A 22238-nucleotide genomic window follows, 5' to 3' on the forward strand; every position below is an offset into this window, starting at 1 on the left:
TTCTCAAAGCAAAAGCCCCCAGCCGATGGCCGGGGGCTTTTTCGTGTGTCGTTGATGCGGCCCGCAGGGGCCCTCAAATATTCGTCTTGTCCGCGCCCTTCAGCTCCAGGATCTCGCGCGCCTCGTCGGGGCTGGCGACTTCCAGTCCCAGACCCTCGATGATCTTCGCGGCGAGCTTCACCTGATCGGCGTTGGAGGTGGCGAGCTTGCCGCGCCCGGCCCAGAGCGAATCCTCCAGCCCCACGCGGATGTTGCCGCCCATGGAGGCGGCCATGGCGGCGATCGGCAGCTGGTTGCGACCGGCGCCGAGCACGGACCAGCGATACTGATCGCCGAACAGCCGGTCGCAGGTGCGCTTCATGTGCATCACGTCCTCGGGGTGGGGACCGATGCCGCCGAGGAGGCCGAACACCGACTGCACAAACAGCGGCGGCTTCACCAGCCCACGCTCCAGGAAGTGCGCGAGATTGTAGAGATGGCCGATGTCGTAGCACTCGAACTCGAAGCGCGTGCCGTTGTCGTAGCAGGTGGTCAGGATATATTCGATATCCTTGAAGGTGTTGCGGAAGACGAGATCACGCGTGTTCTCAAGATGGGTCTTCTCCCACGGGTGCTTGAACTCCTTGTACTTGTCGAGGAGGTGGAACAGCCCGAAATTCATGGAGCCCATGTTGAGAGAGGCGACCTCCGGCTTGAAGGTGGCGGCGGGCAGCACGCGCTCCTCCACCTTCATGTAGGGGCTGCCGCCGGACGTGATGTTGATGACGGCGCCGGTGGCCTGCTTGATGCGCGGCAGGAAGGGGGCGAAGGCCTCCGGCGTCTGGTCCGGCTGTCCGGTTTCCGGGTTGCGGGCGTGCAGGTGCAGGATGGCCGCGCCGGCCTCGGCTGCCTTCAGCGCGTCGGCGACGATCTCGTCCGGCGTGATGGGCAGGTAGGGCGACATGGTGGGCGTGTGGATCGCCCCCGTGATGGCGCAGGTGATGATGACCTTGCGGTTGGATTTCTTGGGGGCGGCCTCGGTCATGACGGTCTTGCCTCTGTGGTCGGGAATGTCGGAAAGGCGAAAGATTCAGGCGCCGATGAAATTCAGGCGCCGATGTCCTTGGCGGCCTTGCGCTTGTGGGCAGCGAGCGCCATCAGCCGGCGGTCGCGCCACACCTGCCGCTCCTGAAGCGCATCGTGGGCGAGGCGCGCGCGGCGCTCGGCGAGCACGGTCTCCAGCACCGGGCCGGCCCAGTCCACGCGGCGCCACTGGTCGGGCGAGATGCGCTCGTAGATCTGCTGGTAGCGCGCCACATAGTCCGCGACGCCGCCGGGCGCGTTGAGATCGATGGTCTCGAACGGCCCCATGAAGGACCAGCGCAGGGCCAGCCCCTCGCGGATGCCGATGTCCACGTCCTCGACGCTGGCATAGCCGTCGGCGACGAGGCGGAACGCCTCCTCCAGGAGCGCGCCCTGCATGCGGTTCATCACGAAGCCGTCCAGCTCGCGCTTCATCACGATGGGCGACTGGCCGGCGGCGCGCATAAGGTCAGCGGCGCGGCTCATGGTGTCCGCGGAGGTCCACGGCGCGGGCACCACCTCCACGGCGGGGATGAGATAGGGCGGATTGATGGGGTGGCACACGCACACCCGCTCGCGGTGCGTCAGGGTCTCGGAAAAGCGCGACGGCAGGATGGCCGAGGTGGAGGAGGCGAGCACGGTCTCGGGCGCGGCGAGCGCGTCGAGTTCGGCATAGAGCGCCTGCTTGAGGGCGAGGTCTTCCGGCGCATTCTCCTGCGCGTGGACGGCCCCCTCCAGCGCTTCCGCATAGGAGCCGGCGGCGGAAAGGCGCCCGCGCACGGCCTCGGGGGTGGCGCCGTTGAGGAGGTCGTTGGCGGCGAGGTCCGGCAGCACGCCTTCGATGTAGGCGAGCGCCGCCTCGGGCGCGCCTTCCGCCTTGTCCGCCAGCGCCACGTCGAAGCCGGCGCGGGCGAAGGTGATGGCCCAGGCCCGGCCGATGAAGCCCGAGCCGATGATGGCGATCTTGGTCATGGATGCCTCGTCATGGAAATGGAACCCGCGCCCCGGACCAGCGACGGCGCAGCCGGAGCGCCGAGCCGGGGCCCAGGGGAAAAGTCGGCGCAGCCGGCAAGGGCCTCCAGCCGACGGTGTAGAGCCGCCTTCGGCGTACCATTGCGCTGGACCCCGGCTCTCCTTCCGCTGACGCTGCAGTCGGCCGGGGTGCGAGGCAGGCGCATCACAGCCACAGCACCTGCCTTCTGAGATCGAGATCGCGCGCCAGCGGGCGGGCGGGGCCTTCGTGGACCACCTCGCCGCGCTCCAGCACCACCGCGCGATCGGCGAGGTTCAGAACCACGTCGAGATGGTGATCGACGATGACGAGGGTGAGCGAGCGGCGCAGCCGGTCGAAGGCGTCGAACAATTCTTCCGTGACCGCCGGGGACAGGCCCTCGAACGGCTCGTCCAGCAGCAGCACGCGGGTGTCGCCCATGAGCGCGCGGGCCACCGCCACCATCTGCTGCTCGCCGCCGGAGAGGAGATCGGCCGGCGTGTCCATGCGCACCTTCAGGCGGGGGAAGAGCTCCAGCACCTCCTCCTCACTGAAATGCTTGCCGGCCCCGGTGATGCGCTTCAGCCGCCCGAGTTCGAGGTTGTGGCGCACGCTCATGCCGTGGAACAGCGCCCGCCCCTGCGGCACGTAGCCGACGCCGCGCCGGGCGATGGCGGCGGAGGAGAGGCCGGCGAGTTCCTCGCCCGCCAGCGTCAGCGACCCGTTCATGGGCTTGACGATGCCGGTGATCGCCTTGAGGAGCGTGGACTTGCCCGCCCCGTTGCGGCCGAGCAGGGCGAGGATTTCCCCCTCCTTCGCCTCCAGCGAGACGCCGGCGAGGATGCGGCTCTTGCCATAGAAGGCGTCGATGCCGTGGAGCCGCAGCATGGTTTTGTCGGTGGCGGCGGATTCGAGGTCGCGGGCAGCGAGCGCGGCAGCGCCGGAGCCGATATAGACCTCCTGCACGCGCTTGTCGGAGCGCGCATCCTCCACCGTGCCGTCGACGAGGACCGCGCCGTCGGCCATCACGGTCACGGCGTCGGCCAGCTCGAACACGCGGTCGATGTCGTGCTCCACCAGCAGCACCGGCACTTCGGCGGAGATGTCCTTGATGAGGTTGGAGACGCGCGTGCGCTCCGCCGCCGCGAGGCCCGCCAAAGGCTCGTCCAGCAGCAGCACGCGCGGGCGTGAGGTGAGCGCGAGGCCCATGTCCAGCAGCCGCTGCCCGCCATAGGAGAGCGCGCCGGCCTCCGCCTTCTCCATGCCCGCGACGCCGAGGAAGGCCACCATTTCCGCCGTCTCGGCATTGATCTCGGGGATGGCGGCGGCATCCCGCCAGGGGTCGAAGCGGCTCTTGTGGGTGGCCTGCACGCCGAGGCGCAGGTTTTCCTCCACGCTGAGCGTCGGGAACAGATTGGTGATCTGGAAGGAGCGGGACAGGCCCTTCATGCACACTTGATTGGGCGAGAGCCCGTCGATGCGCTCCCCCGCGAGGCGGATCTCGCCGGCATGGGGCGGGAACATGCCGGAGATGATGTTGAAGGTGGTCGTCTTGCCGGCGCCGTTGGGGCCGATGAGGGCGTGGAGGGTGCGGTCCTTCACCGCCACCGCGCCCTGCCGCACCGCCTTGATGGCACCGAAGCCCAGCGCCAGCTCCTTCGCCTCCAGCAGCGGGGCGGTTCCGTCCCAATGCGGGCGCTCCGCCAGCGCGCGGGGCAGCGGCCGCTTCTCGGCGGAGGTGCGCCGGCCCATGGCGGCGGCCTCGATGGTCTTCTTCCGGAGCGGCGCCAGCAGCCGGCCGGCGACCCCCACGAGGCCGGTAGGCGAGAAGACGATGAAGGCCATGAACAGCAGGCCGAACCAGAACAGCCAGTTCGCCGTCCACATGGACAGGAACTCGCGGAACAGCACGAAGAACAGCGCCCCCAGCGCCGGCCCGAGGAAGGAGCGCATGCCGCCGATGACCACCATGGCCAGAAGCTCGCCCGAGAAGGCGATGGCGATGGGATCGGCCGAGGCGAAGCGGTGGTTGAAGGCGAGCAGCGCGCCAGCGAACGACGTCAGCCCTGCCGAGAGGGTGAAGCAGGCGATCTTGTAGGCCCGCGTATCGTAGCCGATGAAGCGCGCCCGCTGCTCGTTCTCGCGGATGGCGACGAGCACCGTGCCCACCGGCGAGCGCACGAAGCGCTGGAGGGTGAGGATGATGAGGAAGGCCGCCCCCGCCACCACCCAGTAGAAGGTGGCGTTGCGGTCCACATCGAGGCCGAGGAAGGGGCCGCGATTGACGCCGCCGAGGCCGTTCTCACCACCCGTCACCGCCGTCCAGCGGAAGGCGACGGTGTAGGCCAGCGCGGTCAGCGCCAGCGTCAGCAGCGAGAAGTAGACGCCGCGCCGGCGCAGCACCACATAGCCCACCGGGATCGCCGCCAGCGTCACCAGCACCGCCGCCGGGATCGCCAGCGCGAGGCCCCACTCCGGGAACAGCCGCTGCTGCAGGAGCGCCGCCGCATAGGCGCCGAGGCCGAACCACGCGCCATGGCCGAAGGAGACGAGGCCGGTGTAGCCGACGAGCAGGTTCAGCGCCATGCAGGCGAGGGCGAGGATCACCACGTCGGTCGCGGACGTCACCGTCAGCCCGAGGGCGGAGAGCAGCGCCGGCAGCAGCGCGAGCGCCACCGCGGCGATGATGAGGTTGGCGTTGCGGGCGAGCATCGCGGCTCCTGAGGCGGGAGGGGTCGCAGTCACGAAGGGGGCGGCGGGAGCGTTGGTGGCCTTGAGCATGGTGGTCACTCGAAGCGCAGGATGCGCTCGCCGAACAGGCCGCGCGGCCTCGTGAGCAGCACCGCCAGCATCAGCACGTACATGGAGGCCTCGGCGGCCGGCGGAATGAAGTAGACCGTGAGCCCGCGCACGAGGCCCACCAGCAGCCCCGCCGCCACCACGCCCCAGAACGAGCCGAGGCCGCCGATGACCACCACCACGAAGGCGGCGGTGAGGATTTCCGAGCCCATGGCCGGATGCACGCCGGAGATGGGCGCCAGCATGATGCCGGCGAGGCCCGCAAGACCGATGCCGATGGCCGCCACGGCGGTCAGATAGGGCCTGAGCGAAATGCCGAGCGCGCCGACCATGTCCGGATTCTGCACGCCGGCCCGCACCACGCGGCCGAAGGCGGTGCGCTGGAGCAGCAGCCACAGGCCCAGCACCGCCACCGCCGCCACCACCAGAATGGCGAGGCGATAGCGCGAATAGATGAAGTCACCGAGGAACACCTGCCCCTTCAGGAAGGCCGGGATGGAGAAGGGGATGGGCGTGGCGCCGAAGGCCATGCGCAGCGCCTGCTCGATCACCATGGCAAGCCCGAAGGTGAGCAGCAGCGAGAGGATGGGATCGGCCCGGTAGAAGCGCGAGAACAGGGTGCGCTCGATGACCATGCCGATGAGCGCCACCGCGATGGGCGCGCCGATGAAGGCGGCGGGAAAGCCGTAGCGGTTGCCGATCTCCACGCCGATGTAGGCGCCGATGGCATAGAAGCCGCCATGGGCAAGATTCACGATGCCGCCGAGGGAGAAGATGAGCGACAGGCCGAGCGCGATCAGGAGATAGGCGACGCCCACCAGAAGCCCGTTGAGCAATTGCTCGATGAGAAAGACGAGTTCCATGGGCATGAAGTCTTCTCCGGCCTGAGGCGTTTTTTACTGGCGGACATCAACGGCGCCCCCGCGCCGCCCGGACTCCCTCTCCCCTTGCGGGAGAGGGAGGAGTTGGTGCCCCGGACCAGCGACGGCGAAGCCGGAGCGCCGAGCCGGGGCCCAGGGGAAAGTTCGGCGAAGCCGGCAATCCCCCAAGGCATCCCCGCTTGAGCCGCCTTCGGCGAACCCGTGCGCTGGGCCCCGGCTCGCATTCCGCTATCGCTGCATGCGTCCGGGGCGCGAGGACGGTGCCGAACCGGCCGGGGGGCCTACCCTTCCGCGGAAAGAAAAGAAGCCCGCTCCCGGACCAGCGACGGCGGAGCCGGAGCGCCGAGCCGGGGTCCTGCGGAAAGTTCGGCGAAGCCGGCAAAACCCCGCCACCCTCCCCGCTTGAGCCGCCCAAACTCCCTCTCCCCCTGCGGGAGAGGGCGGGGGTGAGGGGTATGGCGTCGCAAGAACCGTTGGCCGGCGCACGCGGAGGCATCCCTACCCCTCACCCCAACCCCTCTCCCGCAAGGGGAGAGGGGCGCCCCTCACCCCGCGGGGAAGGTGCAGGCGTTCTCTTCAGGGGTCGGCGCGATGACGTCGAGGGCGGTGCCGGCGGCCGGGACGGCGGGGCCGAGGACCATGATGTCCCAATTGTCCTTCACCTGCGCCACCGGGCGGGGGGTCACCGTGTACATCTCCTGGATGAGCTGGTGGTCCCAGTCACGGAAGTAGCCCTTGCGGTCCTTGAGGATGTCCAGCTCCTTCTCCTTCTCGAAGAAGGAGATGATCTGCGCGGAATCCGTGCTCTTGGTCTCGATCATGGCGCGGGCGACGAGCTTGGTGGCCACATAGTCGCCCCAGGCCTGGTTCTCCGGCGGCTTGCCCCACTTCTTCACGAAGGCGGCAACGAAGGCCTTGGAGGACGGCGCGGAAACATCATGGTGCCAGATGAGCGGCCAGATGCCGCCGAACGCATCCTTGCCCGCGCCCCAGGCCACCGCCGTATCGAAGCCGAAGCCGCCGAATGGATACTTCAGGCCGAATTCCGAATACTGCTTAATGAAGTTGGTGATCTGGTTGCCGGCGAGGTTGGAGATCACCACGTCCGGTCGGGCCTGCCGCACCTTGAGCAGATAGGGCGAGAAGTCGGTGGCGTCGGTGGGCACCAGTTCGTCCGCCACCACCTCGCCGCCGTTCTGGGCGATGAAGCGCTTGGCGACGCGGGAGAGGTCGTGGCCGAAGGCGTAATCGGCAGTGAGGAAGAAGAGCTTCTTGCCCTTGATGAGGCCGTCCCGCAGCATCGCCGCGCCCACCGCCTTCACATATTGGGTGTTGGCGCCTTCCACATGGAACATGTAGCGGTTGCAATCCTTGCCGCGCAGGGCATCAGAATTGCCGCCGGTGTTGACGAATACGATCTTGTTGCGCGCCGCGACCTGGGCGATGGCCAGCGCCGAGGCCGAGGAAATCTCGCCCACGATCACCGCCGCCTTGTCGCGCTCGATATAGCGCTCCGCCTTGGAGGAGGCGGTGGCGGGGTTCACGCTGTCTTCCATGACGAGGTTGATCTTGCGGCCGTTGATGCCGCCGGCCGCGTTCAGCTCCTCCACCGCGAGCTGCACGCCCATCTGGCCATAGGCGCCGAGCGGGCCGAGGAAGCCGGTGAGCGGGGTGAGGTGGCCGAAGGTCACGGTGTCGGCCTGCGCCTTCACGATGGCCGGCATGCCGACGCCGCCGAGAAGCGCGGCCGCGCCGACGCCCTTCAGCAGCGTGCGGCGGCCGATGGATGCGGACGCAATTCGGGCGTGATGAGGAATGTCGTTCACGGCGTCGTCTCCTCCCATGGGTCCGGCTTGGATGTTGCGGCGGCAGGATTTTTCCCGTCCGATCCGCTCCGGAATGATTGCCGACTGGCTCGGCTATCTGTTATCTGTGATCACACATAGCAGACGCGGAACATGGAACACAAGACACGATCCGCCGGCGACGGCGATGCCTCAGAGGTCCGCGGCGAGGCGCCGGCGGAAACGCTCGATGCCCGTGTCGGCCGCATCGTCCGCCAGACTTTGGCCGATCAGGTCTATGGGGATCTGAAGGAGCTTCTGCTCTCCGGCCGCGCCGCCCCGGGCGAGCGCTTCACCCTGCGCGGGCTCGCCGGAGCCATCGGCACCAGCGCAATGCCGGTGCGGGAGGCCGTGTCCCGCCTCGTCGCCGAGAATGCGCTGGAGGTGCTGCCCAACCGGGCCGTGCGCGTGCCCCTCATGTCCCGCGCCCGCTTCGCCGAGTTGCGCCTCATCCGCACCAGCCTCGAAGGCCTCGCCGCCGCCACCGCCGCCCGCGAAGCCACCGCCGAGGAGATCGCCGAGGTGGTCCGCCATGAGCGCGCCTTCGCCGCCGAGCGGGACAAGAAGCGCCCGGACGGCGCCGCCGCCATGCGCCACAACAAGGACCTGCACTTCGCCCTCTACCGCGCCGCCCACCTGCCCACCCTGATGGGGATGATCGAGGGTCTCTGGCTGCAGATCGGCCCCGTCCTCAATCTCGACTTCCGCGCCGGCCCGGAGCGGGTGCGGCAGGGGGAGGCCCACCTCCACCATGAGCGCCTCGTCGCCGCTCTCAAGGCCCGCGATTCGGACGCGGCCCGCGACGCCCTCGTGGCGGATATCTGGAGCGCGGGCGACTTCATCCTCTCGCGCGACGTGCTGCCGGACTGATTCATAGCTGACTGCACCCGAACCGGCACCTGACAGCACCGATACCCCACAAGAAAACCTAGGGAGAACGCCATGGACCTCGGCATCGCCGGCATCCGCGTCATCGTCACCGCCGGCGCCGGCGGCATCGGGCTGGAGATCGCCCGCGCCTTCCTGAAGGAGGGGGCAAGGGTGGAAGTCTGCGACGTGGACGACGCCGCTTTGGAGGCCTTGGGCAGTACCGCTCCGGGGGCGGTGGGAACCTGGTGCGATGTGTCCGATCGGACCTCGGTCGCGGCCTTCATGGACGGCGCACTGGGCCGCCTGGGCGGGCTCGATGTCCTTGTAAACAATGCGGGAATCGCCGGCCCCACCGGCCGCGTGGACCAGATCTCGCCGGAGGACTGGGACCGCACTTTGGCGGTGGACATCACCGGCCATTTCAACGTCACCCGCCTCGCCGTGCCGGCCCTGAAGGAGAGCGCCAACGCCTCCATCATCGGCCTCTCCTCGGCCGCCGGCCGCTTCGGCTTTCCGCTCCGCTCGCCCTATGCGGCGGCGAAGTGGGGGGTGATCGGCTTCATCAAGTCGTTGGCCATGGAGCTGGGCGAATTCGGCATACGCGCCAATGCGATACTGCCCGGATCGGTGGACGGCCCGCGCATCCGATCAGTGTTCGAGAACAAGGCGCGGGAGCGCAACATGTCAATGGAGGAGGTGCAGGCAATGGCCCTCTCGGCTACGTCGCTGAAGCGCCTCATCCCACCGCAACACCTTGCCAATGTTGCAGTTTTCCTGTCATCCCCGATGGGTTCCACCATCTCCGGCCAGGCCATCGCGGTGGATGGCGACATGCAGATGCTGGTGTAAACGCCCAAACCGCCGCCGCCCTCGAGCCCAGCCGGAGGGCGGCGAAAGTGTTTTTCCGGCGGAGGGTTAGATCCCGGCCTGCGACACGAACTTGGGGTTCAGATAGGCCTCGATGGCCTCCGAGCCACCCTCCGAGCCATAGCCGGAATCCTTGATGCCGCCGAACGGAACCTCAGGCAGCGCAAGGCCCAGGTGGTTGATGGTCATCATGCCCGCCTGCACCCGGTGCGCCACCTGCTGGGCGGTCTTGGCCGAGCGGGTATAGGCATAGGAGGCAAGGCCATAGGGCAGACGGTTGGCCTCGGTGACGGCCTCCTCGAAGTCGGAGAAGGGCAGCATCATGGCCAGCGGGCCGAACGGCTCCTCGTTCATCATCCGCATCTCGCGGGTGACGCCCGTGACCACGGTGGGCTCGAAGAAATAGCCTTTGTTTCCAATGCGTCCACCGCCAGTGGCCACCTCCGCGCCCTTCTGGCGAGCGTCAGCGATGAGGGCTTCCATGGCCGGGATGCGGCGCTCGTTGGCGAGCGGCCCCATGGTGGTGCCGGCCTCCAGGCCGTTGCCCACCTTCACCGCCTTGGCGACGGTGACGAAGGCGTCCACGAACTCTTCGTAGACCCTCTCCTGAATGAGATAGCGGGTCGGCGAGACGCACACCTGCCCGGCATTGCGGAACTTGGCGGCGGCGATCTGCTTGGCCGCGGCGGTCACGTCGGCATCATCGAAGACGATGACCGGCGAGTGGCCCCCCAGTTCCATGGTGGCGCGCTTCATGTGCTCGCCCGCCAATGCCGCCAGCCGCTTGCCGACGGGGGTTGACCCGGTGAAGGTGATCTTGCGGATGGTCGGGTGCGGAATGAGATATTCGCTCACCTCCGCCGGCACGCCATAGACGAGGCCGATGACGCCGGCCGGAATGCCCACGTCCACGAAGGCGCGGATCAGCTCGGCGGGCGAGGCCGGCGTCTCCTCGGGTGCCTTCACGATGATGGAGCAGCCGGCCGCCAGGGCGCCGCACAGCTTGCGAACCACCTGGTTGATGGGGAAGTTCCAGGGCGTGAAGGCCGCCACCGGCCCGACTGGCTCCTTGATGACGAGCTGATAGACGCCGGGTGCGCGGGCGGGAATGACCCGGCCATAGGCGCGGCGGGCCTCTTCGGCGAACCAGTCGATGATGTCGGCGGCGGCCAGCGTCTCCATGCGCGCCTCGACGAGCGGCTTGCCCTGCTCGAGCGTCATCAGGCGGGCGATACCGTCCGCGCGCTCGCGCAGCAGGTCCGCGGCCTTGCGCATGAGCTTCGACCTGTCGAAGGCCGACACCTTGCTCCAGGTCGCGAAGCCGCGCTCCGTCGCTTCCAGCGCCGCGTCGAGGTCGGCGCGCGAGCAGTGGGCAACCGAGCCGATCTCCTCCTCCGTCGCAGGATTGATAACCGGGATGCGGCGCCCGCCTTCGGCATCGCGCCAGACGCCGTCGATGTGGAGCTGGACGTGGGGATAGGCGTCGGATGTCATGGGGCTTCCTCCTTGGGGCGCCGCGCCGTGGACCGCGCGCGCGTCCGTCGAATCAGGCGTTCGAGTCCGGTTTTGCGCCCCGGCGCGCCGAACGTCCCCGCTCTTCCGGCGCGCCAGCGGGAGCGTGATGAACAGCGGAAAGGGATTGGCGGGCGTGCGCCGGGGCGGGCGGGCATCCTAAGCGGCAACCGCGCGGTTGAGAACCGCGACGGGCGCGGGAAACCGGCATGAGGTCCGCAGCGTTGGCATGGCTGCACGGCGGCTCACCCGCCGAGACCGGAGACACCGATGAACACCGCAAACCTGCAGCTGGAAGGCGTGCTGCTCGCCCTGTCGCGCCTGCTCGAGACCATGCGGCACAAGGGCCTGCTCACCTCCGGCGAGATCGAGACCGCGCTCGCCGAAGCGGAGGACGCCGCCCGGCGCGATGCCGCCTCCCGCAGCATCAGCCCGGCGCAGGCGGAGGGTGTACTCTTTCCCATCCGCTTCCTGCGCGCGGCCACCAATCGTCAGGAGGGGCTTCCCCCGACCTTCACCGACCTCGCCACCACCATCGGGGAGAACAAGGACCGGCACGGCGGAGAGCCGCACCGGGACGCCACGCAACGCTTGTAGCGGCCTATGTATGGTGGGTTTCTTCCGGAAGGCGATCCCTCCGAAATGAACCAATCACCGCGACTGGGAATGATCAGGCCAAAAAACGGCGCACGAGGCGCCGCACCAGACGGCCCGGCCCATAGTGCCAGGCCAGCGTCACCTGGTCGGTCAGCGACGTCCGCCTCAGGGCACGCGGCACAAACCACGCGTTGTGGCCGGTCCGGCGGGCCAGGATGTAGCCGTGGGCAGCAAGCAGACGTCGGCTGCGGCCGAAACCAACCCGGTCATCGACAAGGATGAGACGTGGGTTGAAGCGGGATGCGGAAAAGCCGGCCAGCACATCGGCCTCCGTCCCCGTCACATCAATCGAAACGAAGTCGACACTGCTGATGCCGACGTCGCCAAGGACATCATCCAGAGTGCGCACCGGCACCCGAAGGGTACCGCGGGGCAGGTCGCCCGGATAAAGGATCGCTCGCGCCTCCCGGCCGAGCAGCCACAATTGCGTGGTGGAGGGCGAGCCGGGCGCGCCGCAAGCGACACAGGCGACGTGCGCCTTGCGCACCGCCTTGAGTGCATTCGCCAGTTCCGTCGATGGCTCGACGAGCAGGCCCGCCCAGCCGTTCAACTCCAGATGGTAGGTCTGGCTGCCGCGGATCGGATCGCCCGCCCCCACCTCGACGAACGTGCCCACACCAGACCCCAGCCAGGACTCAACCAGGCTTCGCTCATGGTGTGCAGGACTTATAACCCCCACACCGTCAACATAAACAACAGAAGAATGCATTTCATTAAGCCCGTGTTATCGGGCAAAACGTAACATTCAAAAAATAACCAGCAATTACAACCGCGTCCGCAGTGAACACGATATGTTCAATATGAATGAATTTAAATATGAAATACTGTCCATATTACATTCTGAAACGTGGATTTACAGATTCGTGCGATTGAGTAAATCTTAGGCTATTCGCCCAATCCGCCCCAGAGAGCCAGCCGGGACGTCTAGATCAATGTGCGCAATGTCTCTGCGAACCGTCGGCCCGTCTGGCGCACGGATGCGCAGCCCTTGCGGGTGAGCTGGAGCCAAACCCTCCGGCGGTCTTCAGGGTCGGGAAGGCGCTCCACGAGCCCCTGCTGCTCGAGCATTTCGAGCCGGCGCAAGGCTGTTGTGACCGACGTCCCGGCGCCCGAGCAGAGCGCCGACACCGAGATTCGCCGCCCTTCTTCCTGCGCCATGGCAAGATCGAGCAGCATGTCCCAGGCGGTCACGCCCCCCGCCACGTCCGGAAGCACCCGCTGCCGATCGAGCCGAAGGCCGGCGAGAACGCGCAGGACCTCCGCTGGATCTTCAAGGGTGGTCGCAGCCGGTCGCTTCCGCAGGGATATTTCCAGCGCCCGGCGGATGGCGGCGGCGAGATCTCCCATCTCGACCGGCTTCTGCAGGAAATCCACGACGCCCGTCCTGAGGGCGGCGATGGAACTCTCCAGCGAGGCGCACCCCGTGAGGACGATGGAGACAATCGGCTCCCCCTGGCGGATTTCACCGGCGCGCTCCACAAGCGCCAGGCCGTTCATGCCCGGCATGGCGAGGTCCGTGACGAGAACGCGGATCGCAGGGTTCTGCTCGATGAGATCGAGAGCGCTCATCGGCGAGGAGGCGCAGATCACCCGCAAATTTTCGATCGCGAGGCCTTCACTGACCTCGACGAGAAAATCCTTGTCATCATCGACGACAATGACCGCTATGTCGCGCATTGCTCACATGTCACCCGTCCGGCGCTGACGGCGTTCATGGCAGAACGCTGTCCGCGGCCGGCTCGCCCCCGCAGAGCCCTTGATAAGGTTAAGCTGGTATCATGCTAGGTCGTAGGGAATCTAGCGCAAATTGATCCGGCTCACTCCGATTTGGATCGATCTACTGATGGAAAGGACAGGGGGCTCAACGGGCGCCACACACGCTGCGCGCGCGAAAAACCCGGATTTCGGGCGCAAGGACGCGGGCAGCTTGGCCGCATCGCGACACGTCGCGGAGTCGGCTTAGGCCGAGACGGCCTCAGCCTGCGGCGCCTCGATCTGGCGCACCCGGTCCATCACGGCCTTCTGCACCTTCTCGAAGGCGCGCACCTCGATCTGGCGCACGCGCTCGCGCGAGACGCCGAACTCGGAGGCGAGATCCTCCAGCGTCATCGGATCGTCGGAGAGGCGGCGCGCCTCGAAGATGCGACGCTCGCGATCGTTGAGGACGGACAGGGCGCCGGACAGGGCAGAGCGGCGGTTGTCGAGTTCCTCGCTCTCGGCGAGCTGCTCCTCCTGGTCGAGGCGCTCGTCCACAAGCCAGTCCTGCCACTCGCCGCCTTCCGAATCCTCGCGGATCGGGGCGTTGAGGGAGGCGTCGCCGGAGAGGCGGCGGTTCATGTCCACCACGTCCTGCTCAGTGACGCCGAGCTTGGTGGCGATCTGCTGCACCTGGTCGGGACGCAGGTCGCCCTCCTCCAGCGCGGAGATCTGGCTCTTGGCCTTGCGCAGGTTGAAGAACAGCTTCTTCTGCGCGGCCGTGGTGCCCATCTTCACGAGGCTCCACGAGCGCAGGATGTATTCCTGGATGGAAGCGCGGATCCACCACATGGCATAGGTGGCGAGGCGGAAGCCCTTCTCGGGCTCAAACCTTTTCACCGCCTGCATGAGGCCCACGTTGCCCTCGGAAATCACCTCGGAAATGGGCAGGCCATAGCCGCGGTAGCCCATGGCGATCTTCGCCACGAGGCGCAGGTGGCTCGTCACCAGCTTGTGAGCGGCGTCGCGGTCCCCGTGCTCGCGCCAGCTTTTCGCGAGCATATATTCCTCCTGCGGCTCCAGCATGGGGAACCGCCGGATTTCCTCCAGGTACCGCGAAAGCCCGCCCTCTGCGGAGGGAATGGGCATGGACTTCTGCTGGGCCATCACGAGGCCTCCTTCTCCCGCGGCCCCCGTCCGGGCAGCCGCCTGTGCGGCCGCATGACGCCGACCGCGACGCACGATGATATAGATACGAATGGGGCGCGGATAGGTTTCATCCTCTCACGTCGCTGCGAGAGCGGATTGCGTTTCTGCACGCCCTCGATCAGTCGCGCAGCGCCGCCTCGAGCGCCGCAAGATCCTGCGGCAGCGCGCTTTCAAACGACAATTCCTCGCCCGTCACCGGATGCGCGAAGCCGAGCCGCGCCGCATGCAGCGCCTGTCGGCCGAGCGCGGCTAGGCACGCCCTCGCCTCGTCCGGCAGAAGTGAGACCTTGGTCCGGAAGCCCTGGCCATACACCTCGTCTCCCAGCAGCGGATGGCCGGCATGGGCCATGTGGACGCGGATCTGGTGGGTGCGCCCGGTCTCCAGCCGGCACTCGATGACGCTCGCGACCTCCGCGCCGTTCTTGCCGACGAAGGTCTCCAGCACCTCCCAGTGGGTCACCGCGTGACGGCCGGAACCCCGCACCGCCATTTTCTGGCGATGGGTCGGATGCCGGTCGATGGGCGCATCCACCCGTCCGCGCGGCTCGGGCACGCCCCAGACGAAGGCGAGATAGGCGCGCTCCAACGGCCCGGCGCGGCCATGGTCGGCAAACTGGGCGGCGAGACCCTTGTGGGCAGCATCGGACTTCGCCACCACCAGCAGGCCGGAGGTATCCTTATCGATCCGGTGAACAATGCCCGGCCGCCGCACGCCGCCGATGCCGGACAGGCTGTCACCGCAATGGTGCAGGAGCGCGTTGACCAGCGTGCCCGAGGCGTGGCCCGGAGCCGGATGCACCACCAGCCCCGCCGGCTTGTCGATGACGATGAGGTGATCGTCCTCGAAGGCAATGCTGAGCGGGAGGTCTTCCGCCACCGGCTCGGCGGGTTCGGGGGGCGGCAGGGTCAGGGTGTATACCTCGCCGGCATTGACCCTCGCGGCCGCGTCCCCTACCACTCCCCCGCCGAGGGACACCTGCCCTTCCGCAACGAGACGCTGGATGCGGGTGCGGCTGAGTTCGGGCGCAAGGCGCGCCAGGACGCGGTCCAGCCGCTGGCCTGCATCCTCGGGCGCGACGGCGAGGGTAAGGCTCGCGCCAGTGTCCTGACCGGCTTCGTCCGGCCCGATGTCGTCGGTGAGGTCGTCGAAGCCGTCGGCAAGGGCAGCTTCGGTCGTTTTCGCGTTCATTCTTGTTCCGTCAGGAGCCCCGGCCCCTCATGTTCCACCGCCCGCCCCAGATCGACACCCCCGAAGAGGCGCTGACGCCGGAGCAGGAGCGCGTCATCCGCAAGTTCCGCCGCTTCTCCAGCATCTCCATGCTGGTCATGGTGCTGGGGGTGGCGGCCGTGTTCGGCGTCATCGGTTATCGCATGATCCGGGCAAAACCGCTTGCGTCCGGCGAAATGACTGCCCTGCTGCCCAAGGGGGCCCGGATCGTCTCCACGGCCGTCTCCGGCGATGTAGTCGTGGTGGCGATCGAACTCAACGGCGCGACGGAGATCCGCACCTTCGACGCCCGCACCCTTGCCCCGGCCGGGCGGCTGCGCTTCGCGGTGGAGCCCTGAGCTACTGAAGCGAGCCCTCGCCGTCTCCCGGCATGCGGGCGAGCATCATCTGGGTGATGGCGACCAGCATGTCCGCGCGCGCCTTGAGGTTGTCGGCCTCCAGAAGCGCCTGTTTCTCCAGCGCGCCGTAGGGCGACATCACCGAAAGCGCGTTCACCAGCGTCTCGGTCCCGGCCTGACGGATGCCGTCCCAGTCGGCCTCAAGCTTGTTGGCGTCGAGAAAGGCCGCGAGCGCCGCGAGAACCGCCTCCCGGTCCACCTCCGCCTCGCCGGCCGAAACATCGAAATCCTCGGCGAAGGTGCCCGTGTCGATGCGGAACTGGCGGTACGGCGTCGTTACCGGCATTTCCTCAATCACACGGAAGCGGCAGATGCCGCTCAGGGTGATGAGATAGCGCCCATCCCCCGTCTCGCCGAACTGGGTGAGCCGACCCACGCAGCCCACCTTGTGTACCGCCGGGCCATTCGCGCCCGCAGGCGCGGCCTCGTCGGGCTGAATCATGCCGATGAGCCGCGCGCCGCCGAGCGCATCATCCACCATGGCGAGATAGCGCGGCTCGAAGATGTTGAGCGGCAGTTCCGCCCGCGGCAGCAGCAGGGCGCCGGTGAGGGGAAAAACAGGGATCACCGGCGGAATATCCGCCGGTGCCAGGTAATTGCGGTTGGCAGCCACGAAAAAATCCTTCTCGAGCGCCTGCGAGCGAAAGTCCGTCCGCATCGGGAAAGCGCATCGACCCAAACGATCGAAAGCCGCGCCCGCCCCGGACAGGAAGGCCGCGCTCTCAGGCGAACATGATCGCCGACAATTTCTTACGGCCTGAAAGGGTGAGCGGATCGGTCGGGCCCCAGGCCTCGAACAGCTGGACCAGCTGCTTGCGCGCCGCATCCTCATTCCAGGAGCGGTCGCGCTTGACGATATCGAGCAGGTGGATCAGCGCGTCCTCGCGCCGGCCCTTGGCATTCAGCCCGAGCGCGAGGTCGAAGCGGGCCTGATGGTCGGCGGGATCGAGGTCGAGTTTTGCCTGAAGCGTCGCGAGATCGCCTAGAGAGGCCGCCTGCTCGGCGACATCAAGGGCGGCGCGGGCGGCAGCGATGGACGCGTCGTTCGCCTTGTCGGCGGGCGCCAACGCCAGCGTCGCCTTCGCCTGCTCCAGCGCACCGGCCGCTACCTGGGTGCGCACGAGGCCGGCGAGCGCCTTCAGATTGTCGGGCTCCTCACCCAGCACGCCGGCGAAGATTTCCGCTGCCGCGGCCAGGTCGCCGTCCGCCAGCGCGCCTTCGGCCGCCGCGAGGGCTTCCTCGAGCCCGTCCGTTGCGGGACCGAGGAGACGATCGATGAACGCCTTCACCTGCCCTTCCGGCAAGGCGCCCATGAAGCCGTCCACCGGCTGGCCATTCACGAAGGCATAGACGGTGGGCACCGACTGGATGCCGAGCTTGCCGGGGATGACCGGGTGATCGTCGATATTGAGCTTGGCAAGGCGCACCTTGCCCTTGGCGGCCTTCACCACCTTCTCGATCACGGGGGTAAGCGTCTTGCACGGGCCGCACCAGGGCGCCCAGAAATCCACGAGGACCGGACGGCGCTTCGACTCTTCCATCACCTCGGCCATGAAGGTCTGGGTGGTGGTATCGATGATGTCGCCGCCGGCGCTGTCCGAACCCGCAGCCGGTTTGGCACCCGTGGCGCCTGCCTGATTGAGCAGCATGTGTCGCAATCCCCGAAAATCCAGCCCCGCAGCGCCCAGAAGCGCCATCGCCGGGACGGCCGCCCCCTTAGATGGGGCGCCGCCGCACCGACGCAATGCGGCGCTTGCGGCCTTGTACCCCTTTCGCGGGCGGAAGGTAAGGCAGGGGGCGCGGACACAACCATAAGAGGTGAATGCGCCCACCTCTCGCCGATCCGAGGGGCGACCCCTGTGGATCGTTGGCAATCCAAGGGTTGCGCGGGGGCGGCGGCCCATGCACGCTGGTTTGACCTCCACCGGAAAGGCTGGCACACCCCGCGCCGATGACCGTCCTCGTCCCCACAGCCAAGATCGCGGCATGAAGTTCGACCGCCTGCGGCTCGTGGGCTTCAAGACCTTCGTCGAGCCGACCGATCTCCTGATCGAGCCCGGCCTTACCGGCGTGGTGGGGCCGAACGGGTGCGGCAAGTCCAACCTTGTCGAGGCGCTGCGCTGGGTGATGGGCGAAAGCTCATACAAGGCCATGCGCGCCAACGACATGGAGGATGTCATCTTCTCCGGCACCACGGGGCGGCCGGCGCGCAATTCCGCAGAGGTGGTGCTGCACCTCGACAATTCCGACCGCACCGCCCCGGCCGCCTTCAACGAGTGGGACCAGCTGGAGATCGTCCGCCGCATCGAGCGCGGCGCGGGATCGAGCTACCGCATCAACGGCAAGGACGTGCGCGCCCGGGACGTTCAGCTTATCTTCGCCGATGCCTCCACCGGCGCCCGCTCCCCCGCCCTCGTGCGGCAGGGGCAGATCGGCGAGATCGTCGGCGCCAAGCCCAATGCCCGACGCCGCATCCTGGAAGAGGCTGCCGGCGTCGCCGGCCTTCACGCCCGCCGCCACGAGGCCGAGACCCGGCTCAAGGCGGCCGAGCAGAATCTGCTGCGGCTGGAAGACGTCATCACCCAATTGGGCACGCAGGTGGACAGCCTGCGCCGCCAGTCCCGCCAGACCGTGCGCTACAAGTCGCTCGCCGCTGAAATCCGCCAGTGCGAGGCGACCCTGCTCTGGCTGCGCTGGCAGGACGTCACGAAGGCACTGACCGACGCCGAGCAGGCGGTGGAGGCCGCCCGGCGCGACGGGGCGGAGCACACGCGCCTTCAGGCGGAGGCCGCGCGCCTTCAGGCCCTGGCCGCCCACGCCCTTCCCGCTTTGCGCCAGAAGGAGGCGGAAGCCGCCGCAGCGTTGCAGCGCCTCACCCATGCCCGGCAGGAGCTGGATGCCGAGGAGGCCCGCCTTGCCGCCCGCAAGGAGGAGTTGGAACGTCGTCTCGTCCAGCTGGCTCAGGATACCGCCCGTGAGGAGGCCCTCTCCCACGACGCCGAGAGCGTGCTGGAGCGTCTCGCCACGGAGGCAGAAAACCTGCGTTTCGAACAGGAAGAGGCGGCCGAGCGCGAGGCCATCGCCTCGGACATGCAGGAAGAGGCCGCTGCCTTTCTGGAAGAGGCCGAGCGCGCGCTCGAGGAAAAGACAGCGCACTTCGCCGATCTCGGCGCCCGCCGCGCCTCGCTGGAGCAGCTTCTGCGCGAGACGCGCGACCGGCTGGTGCGCAACGCTGCCGAGCGCGCCTCGGTGGAGGCGGAGGAAAGCCGCCTGAAGCAGCAAGCCGGCACCGACGCCCTCGAAGGCCTGCGCATGGAGGCCGAAGCCGCCCGCGACGCGCTGGCCGAGGCCGAGGAATCCAGCATCGACGCCGAGGTGGCCCACACCCTCGCCCGCCGCGCCATCGAGGAACTGCGGCCGACCCTCGCCGAGGCGCAAGCCCGCTTCGGGCGGCTGGAGACCGAGGCGCGGACGCTGGCGAAGGTGCTCCAGTCCAGCGATGCGCGCTTCCCGCCTGTGGCCGATCTCGTGACTGTCGCCAAGGGCTATGAGACGGCGCTGGGTGCCGCCTTGGGCGACGATCTCGACTTGCCGGTCGATGACGCGGCCCCTGCGCGCTGGGCCGGCGCGGCGCGCGACCCGTCCGATCCCGCTTTGCCGGAAGGGGTCGAGCCCCTGTCGCGATTTGTCTCCGGCGCCCCGGCATTGGCGCGGCGTCTGGCGCAGGTTGGCATCGTTTCCCGCGCGGATGGCCCCGCTCTGGCAAGCCGGCTGAAGGCGGGCCAGCGCCTCGTCTCCGTGGAAGGGGACCTCTGGCGCTGGGACGGCGTGGTCGCCGCCGCCGATGCCCCCACAGCCGCCGCCCGCCGCCTTGCCGAGCGCAACCGCCTCGCCGACATCGAGGCCGAGGCCGCACTGGCGGAAGCGCATCTCGACGAGGTACGCGCCACGCTCGCCGATCGGGAAAGCAGGCTCAGGCAGGCGGCCGAAGGCGAAAATCTCGCCCGGGAGGCCCGCCGCGCCGCGCAACGCTCCGCGGAAGCGAGCCGCGCCACCTTGGAGGCGGCCGAGCGCCGCGCCGCCCAGCATCTCGCGCGCCTTTCCGCTCTGGCCGAGGCCCGTAACCGCCTCGCTGCCGTACGCGCCGAATCGGAAGCTTCGCAGGTCGAAGCCGAGCGCCAGCTTGCCGCCCTCGACACGCCGCAGGCGCTCGAATCGGAACTCGCCCGCGCCCGCGCAGACACAGCCGAGCGCCGCGCCGCCGTGGCGGAGGCCCGTGCCCGCCTCGATGCTTTGCGGCGCGACGCCACCCAGCGCATGCGCCGGCTGGAAGCCATCGCGGCCGAAGAACGTTCCTGGCGCCAACGCGCCGGAGGTGCGGGGGAGCGCCTTGCCGCGGTCGCCGCCCGGGAAGGCGAGGCGAAGACCGAGCTTGCCGAGATCGAGGAGGCCCCCTCCGAATTCATCCGACGCCGCCGCGCGATCATGAATGCCCTCGAAGAGGCGGAGGCCGCCCGCCGGGAGGCCGCAGACCGTCTCGCCGAGGGTGAGGAGGCGCTTGCCGCCGCCGACCGCGCCGCCCGCGAGGCGCTGGAAGCCATGTCCGGCGCCCGCGCCGAGGCCGCCCGCGCCGACGCCCGGCTGGAGGGCGCCCGCCAGCGCCGCGACGACCTCCAGCGGGAGATCGCCGATATTCTCGACGGCCCGCCAGACCTCGCCCGCGAGCAGGCTGGCCTCACCGATTCGTCCCCCTCCCCCAACGTTGCGGCCATCGAGGCGACGCTGGAGCGGGCGAAGCGCGACCGGGAGCGGCTCGGCGCCGTGAACCTGCGCGCTGACGTGGAGCTGGAGGAGGCCGAGGCCCAGCACACCAAGCTCACAACGGAACGCGACGACCTCAACGAGGCCATCCGCCGCCTGCGCGCCGCCATCCAGAGCCTCAACCGTGAGGCGCGCGAACGGCTTCAGGCCTCCTTCGCCGTGGTGGACGGCCATTTCCGCAAGCTCTTCGACACGCTGTTCGGCGGCGGCGAGGCGCAACTGGTGCTGACCGATGCGGACGATCCGCTGGAAGCCGGCCTCGACATCATCGCCAAGCCTCCGGGCAAGAAGCCGCAGACGCTGATGCTGCTGTCTGGTGGTGAGCAGGCGCTGACTGCCATGGCGCTCATCTTCGCGGTCTTCCTGACGAATCCCGCCCCCATCTGCGTGCTGGACGAGGTGGACGCGCCGCTCGACGACGCCAATGTGGAGCGATTCTGCACCCTGCTGGAGGAGATGACGCGCCTCACCGACACGCGCTTCCTCACCATCACCCACAATCCGATCACCATGGCCCACCAGAATCGCCTCTTCGGCGTCACCATGGCGGAGCGGGGAATCTCCCGTCTGGTGTCCGTGGATCTGCAGAGCGCCGAGCGCCTGCGGGAGGCGGTTTAGCCGGCCCGGACCATGCTTGAACGGGGCCTTTCCCGTGCGGCGGACTCGACCGTGCGGAAGGGCGCCGGCCCACGCTTTCCATTGCGGCAGCGACGACGCGGCGAAGCACGATGTCGCAGCCACATTTTTCTCTTTTATTTTCAGAAGCTTGATACCTACTGCGGCCGCCTTGACACTCAATTTTGACGCAACTATGGTGCGCCGCGGTTCGAGGGGGAGGGCTGCTGTCCTCCACCGGAGCCAGGAACTTGCGCCATGTCCGGACCTGACGATACCTCCACAGGAGGCAAAAGAGGATCGGACGGGGCGGCAGGCTCCCGGCCCACCGATACCGAGCTCTCCGCAAGGCTTGAGCAGCTCAACACCTCGTTGGGCCACGTCCGCGCCAAAGCCGAGGTCCCGGCTCCGAAAGAGCAGGATACCTCGTCCAAATCGGGCGTCGCGCTTGCCTTCCGGCTGGGTGCCGAATTTGTGTCGGGCGTTCTGGTGGGGTCTCTCATCGGGTACGGGATCGATCGCTTCTTCTCGATCACGCCCTGGGGGCTGATCGTGTTCACGCTGGTCGGCTTCGCCGCGGGCGTGGTGAACATGCTGAGGGCGTCCGGCGAAGGCCGGAAGGTCGGCCCCGGCAAGTCCTGACGAGCGCCCCCTGCGAATGGGGCAAGGCGCGGCGGGACAGGGTTTTCGGGATGGCGCGAGCCGTCCGGGTCATTGGGGCGGGTCCGGCGACGGATTCGGCCTGTTGATACATTTGGCGGCTTCGGCCGTGATCTTGGGTTCAGCGGC

The 22238-nt window shown here is 68.2% G+C and carries 18 protein-coding genes; 6 read left to right on the forward strand and 12 right to left on the reverse strand.

What is annotated here, in order from left to right:
- Window positions 1-73 precede the first annotated feature (73 nt).
- From kce to ACT535_RS07355, 5 genes are all read right to left on the reverse strand, one after another.
- Window positions 74-1024, reverse strand: a complete 951-nt coding sequence (kce, locus tag ACT535_RS07335; protein ID WP_476363859.1) for a 3,5-dioxohexanoate:acetyl-CoA acetone transferase — start codon at window positions 1022-1024, stop codon at window positions 74-76.
- A 62-nt stretch (window positions 1025-1086) separates the two neighbouring features.
- Window positions 1087-2034 carry a 3-hydroxyacyl-CoA dehydrogenase gene (locus ACT535_RS07340; RefSeq protein ID WP_476363860.1) on the reverse strand — a complete coding sequence of 316 codons (948 nt, stop codon included), beginning with the start codon at window positions 2032-2034 and terminating at the stop codon, window positions 1087-1089.
- Between the two features lie 205 nt (window positions 2035-2239).
- Window positions 2240-4765 carry a branched-chain amino acid ABC transporter ATP-binding protein/permease gene (locus ACT535_RS07345; protein WP_476364007.1) on the reverse strand — a complete coding sequence of 842 codons (2526 nt, stop codon included), beginning with the start codon at window positions 4763-4765 and terminating at the stop codon, window positions 2240-2242.
- Between the two features lie 74 nt (window positions 4766-4839).
- Complete coding sequence (locus tag ACT535_RS07350) at window positions 4840-5715, reverse strand: branched-chain amino acid ABC transporter permease (protein WP_168460330.1); 876 nt, start codon at window positions 5713-5715, stop codon at window positions 4840-4842.
- 563 nt (window positions 5716-6278) lie between these two features.
- A complete protein-coding gene (locus ACT535_RS07355; RefSeq protein WP_476324094.1) occupies window positions 6279-7559 on the reverse strand; it encodes an ABC transporter substrate-binding protein in 1281 nt (426 codons plus the stop codon).
- 132 nt (window positions 7560-7691) lie between these two features.
- On the opposite strand from ACT535_RS07355, the gene ACT535_RS07360 reads away from it, so the two are divergent.
- Window positions 7692-8447, forward strand: coding sequence for a GntR family transcriptional regulator (locus ACT535_RS07360; RefSeq protein ID WP_168459903.1), 756 nt, complete (start codon window positions 7692-7694; stop codon window positions 8445-8447).
- Between the two features lie 72 nt (window positions 8448-8519).
- Window positions 8520-9296, forward strand: a complete 777-nt coding sequence (locus ACT535_RS07365) for an SDR family oxidoreductase (RefSeq protein WP_476363861.1) — start codon at window positions 8520-8522, stop codon at window positions 9294-9296.
- Between the two features lie 66 nt (window positions 9297-9362).
- Here the strand turns inward: ACT535_RS07365 and ACT535_RS07370 are convergent, their stop codons facing one another.
- Window positions 9363-10808: an NAD-dependent succinate-semialdehyde dehydrogenase gene (locus tag ACT535_RS07370; protein WP_168459905.1), complete on the reverse strand. Its 1446-nt coding sequence runs from the start codon at window positions 10806-10808 to the stop codon at window positions 9363-9365.
- Between the two features lie 288 nt (window positions 10809-11096).
- Here ACT535_RS07370 and ACT535_RS07375 point away from each other — a divergent pair, with 288 nt between their 5' ends.
- Entirely contained in the window at window positions 11097-11423 is a 327-nt protein-coding gene (locus ACT535_RS07375) for a hypothetical protein (protein WP_476363862.1), read from the forward strand.
- Window positions 11424-11496: 73 nt separating this feature from the next.
- On the opposite strand, the gene ACT535_RS07380 is transcribed toward ACT535_RS07375, so the two are convergent.
- From ACT535_RS07380 to ACT535_RS07395, 4 genes are all read right to left on the reverse strand, one after another.
- A complete protein-coding gene (locus ACT535_RS07380) occupies window positions 11497-12099 on the reverse strand; it encodes an FkbM family methyltransferase (RefSeq protein WP_168459907.1) in 603 nt (200 codons plus the stop codon).
- A 308-nt stretch (window positions 12100-12407) separates the two neighbouring features.
- Entirely contained in the window at window positions 12408-13160 is a 753-nt protein-coding gene (locus tag ACT535_RS07385) for a response regulator (RefSeq protein WP_476363863.1), read from the reverse strand.
- A 282-nt stretch (window positions 13161-13442) separates the two neighbouring features.
- A complete protein-coding gene (rpoH, locus tag ACT535_RS07390) occupies window positions 13443-14345 on the reverse strand; it encodes an RNA polymerase sigma factor RpoH (protein WP_168459909.1) in 903 nt (300 codons plus the stop codon).
- Between the two features lie 160 nt (window positions 14346-14505).
- Window positions 14506-15576 (reverse strand): RluA family pseudouridine synthase, encoded by a 1071-nt coding sequence (locus tag ACT535_RS07395; protein WP_476363864.1) that lies wholly within the window; start codon window positions 15574-15576, stop codon window positions 14506-14508.
- Between the two features lie 29 nt (window positions 15577-15605).
- On the opposite strand from ACT535_RS07395, the gene ACT535_RS07400 reads away from it, so the two are divergent.
- Window positions 15606-15953 carry a hypothetical protein gene (locus ACT535_RS07400; protein WP_168459911.1) on the forward strand — a complete coding sequence of 116 codons (348 nt, stop codon included), beginning with the start codon at window positions 15606-15608 and terminating at the stop codon, window positions 15951-15953.
- A 1-nt stretch (window position 15954) separates the two neighbouring features.
- On the opposite strand, the gene ACT535_RS07405 is transcribed toward ACT535_RS07400, so the two are convergent.
- Entirely contained in the window at window positions 15955-16626 is a 672-nt protein-coding gene (locus ACT535_RS07405) for an LON peptidase substrate-binding domain-containing protein (protein WP_476363865.1), read from the reverse strand.
- A gap of 109 nt (window positions 16627-16735) precedes the next feature.
- Window positions 16736-17662 carry a thioredoxin gene (gene trxA / locus ACT535_RS07410; protein ID WP_476363866.1) on the reverse strand — a complete coding sequence of 309 codons (927 nt, stop codon included), beginning with the start codon at window positions 17660-17662 and terminating at the stop codon, window positions 16736-16738.
- A gap of 337 nt (window positions 17663-17999) precedes the next feature.
- Between trxA and smc the strand changes: the two genes are divergently transcribed.
- A complete protein-coding gene (smc, locus tag ACT535_RS07415; protein WP_476363867.1) occupies window positions 18000-21452 on the forward strand; it encodes a chromosome segregation protein SMC in 3453 nt (1150 codons plus the stop codon).
- Window positions 21453-21707: 255 nt separating this feature from the next.
- Window positions 21708-22091 (forward strand): AtpZ/AtpI family protein, encoded by a 384-nt coding sequence (locus ACT535_RS07420; RefSeq protein WP_476363868.1) that lies wholly within the window; start codon window positions 21708-21710, stop codon window positions 22089-22091.
- Window positions 22092-22238: the final 147 nt, after the last annotated feature.

The sequence above is a fragment of the Xanthobacter sp. DMC12 genome (assembly GCF_056314105.1).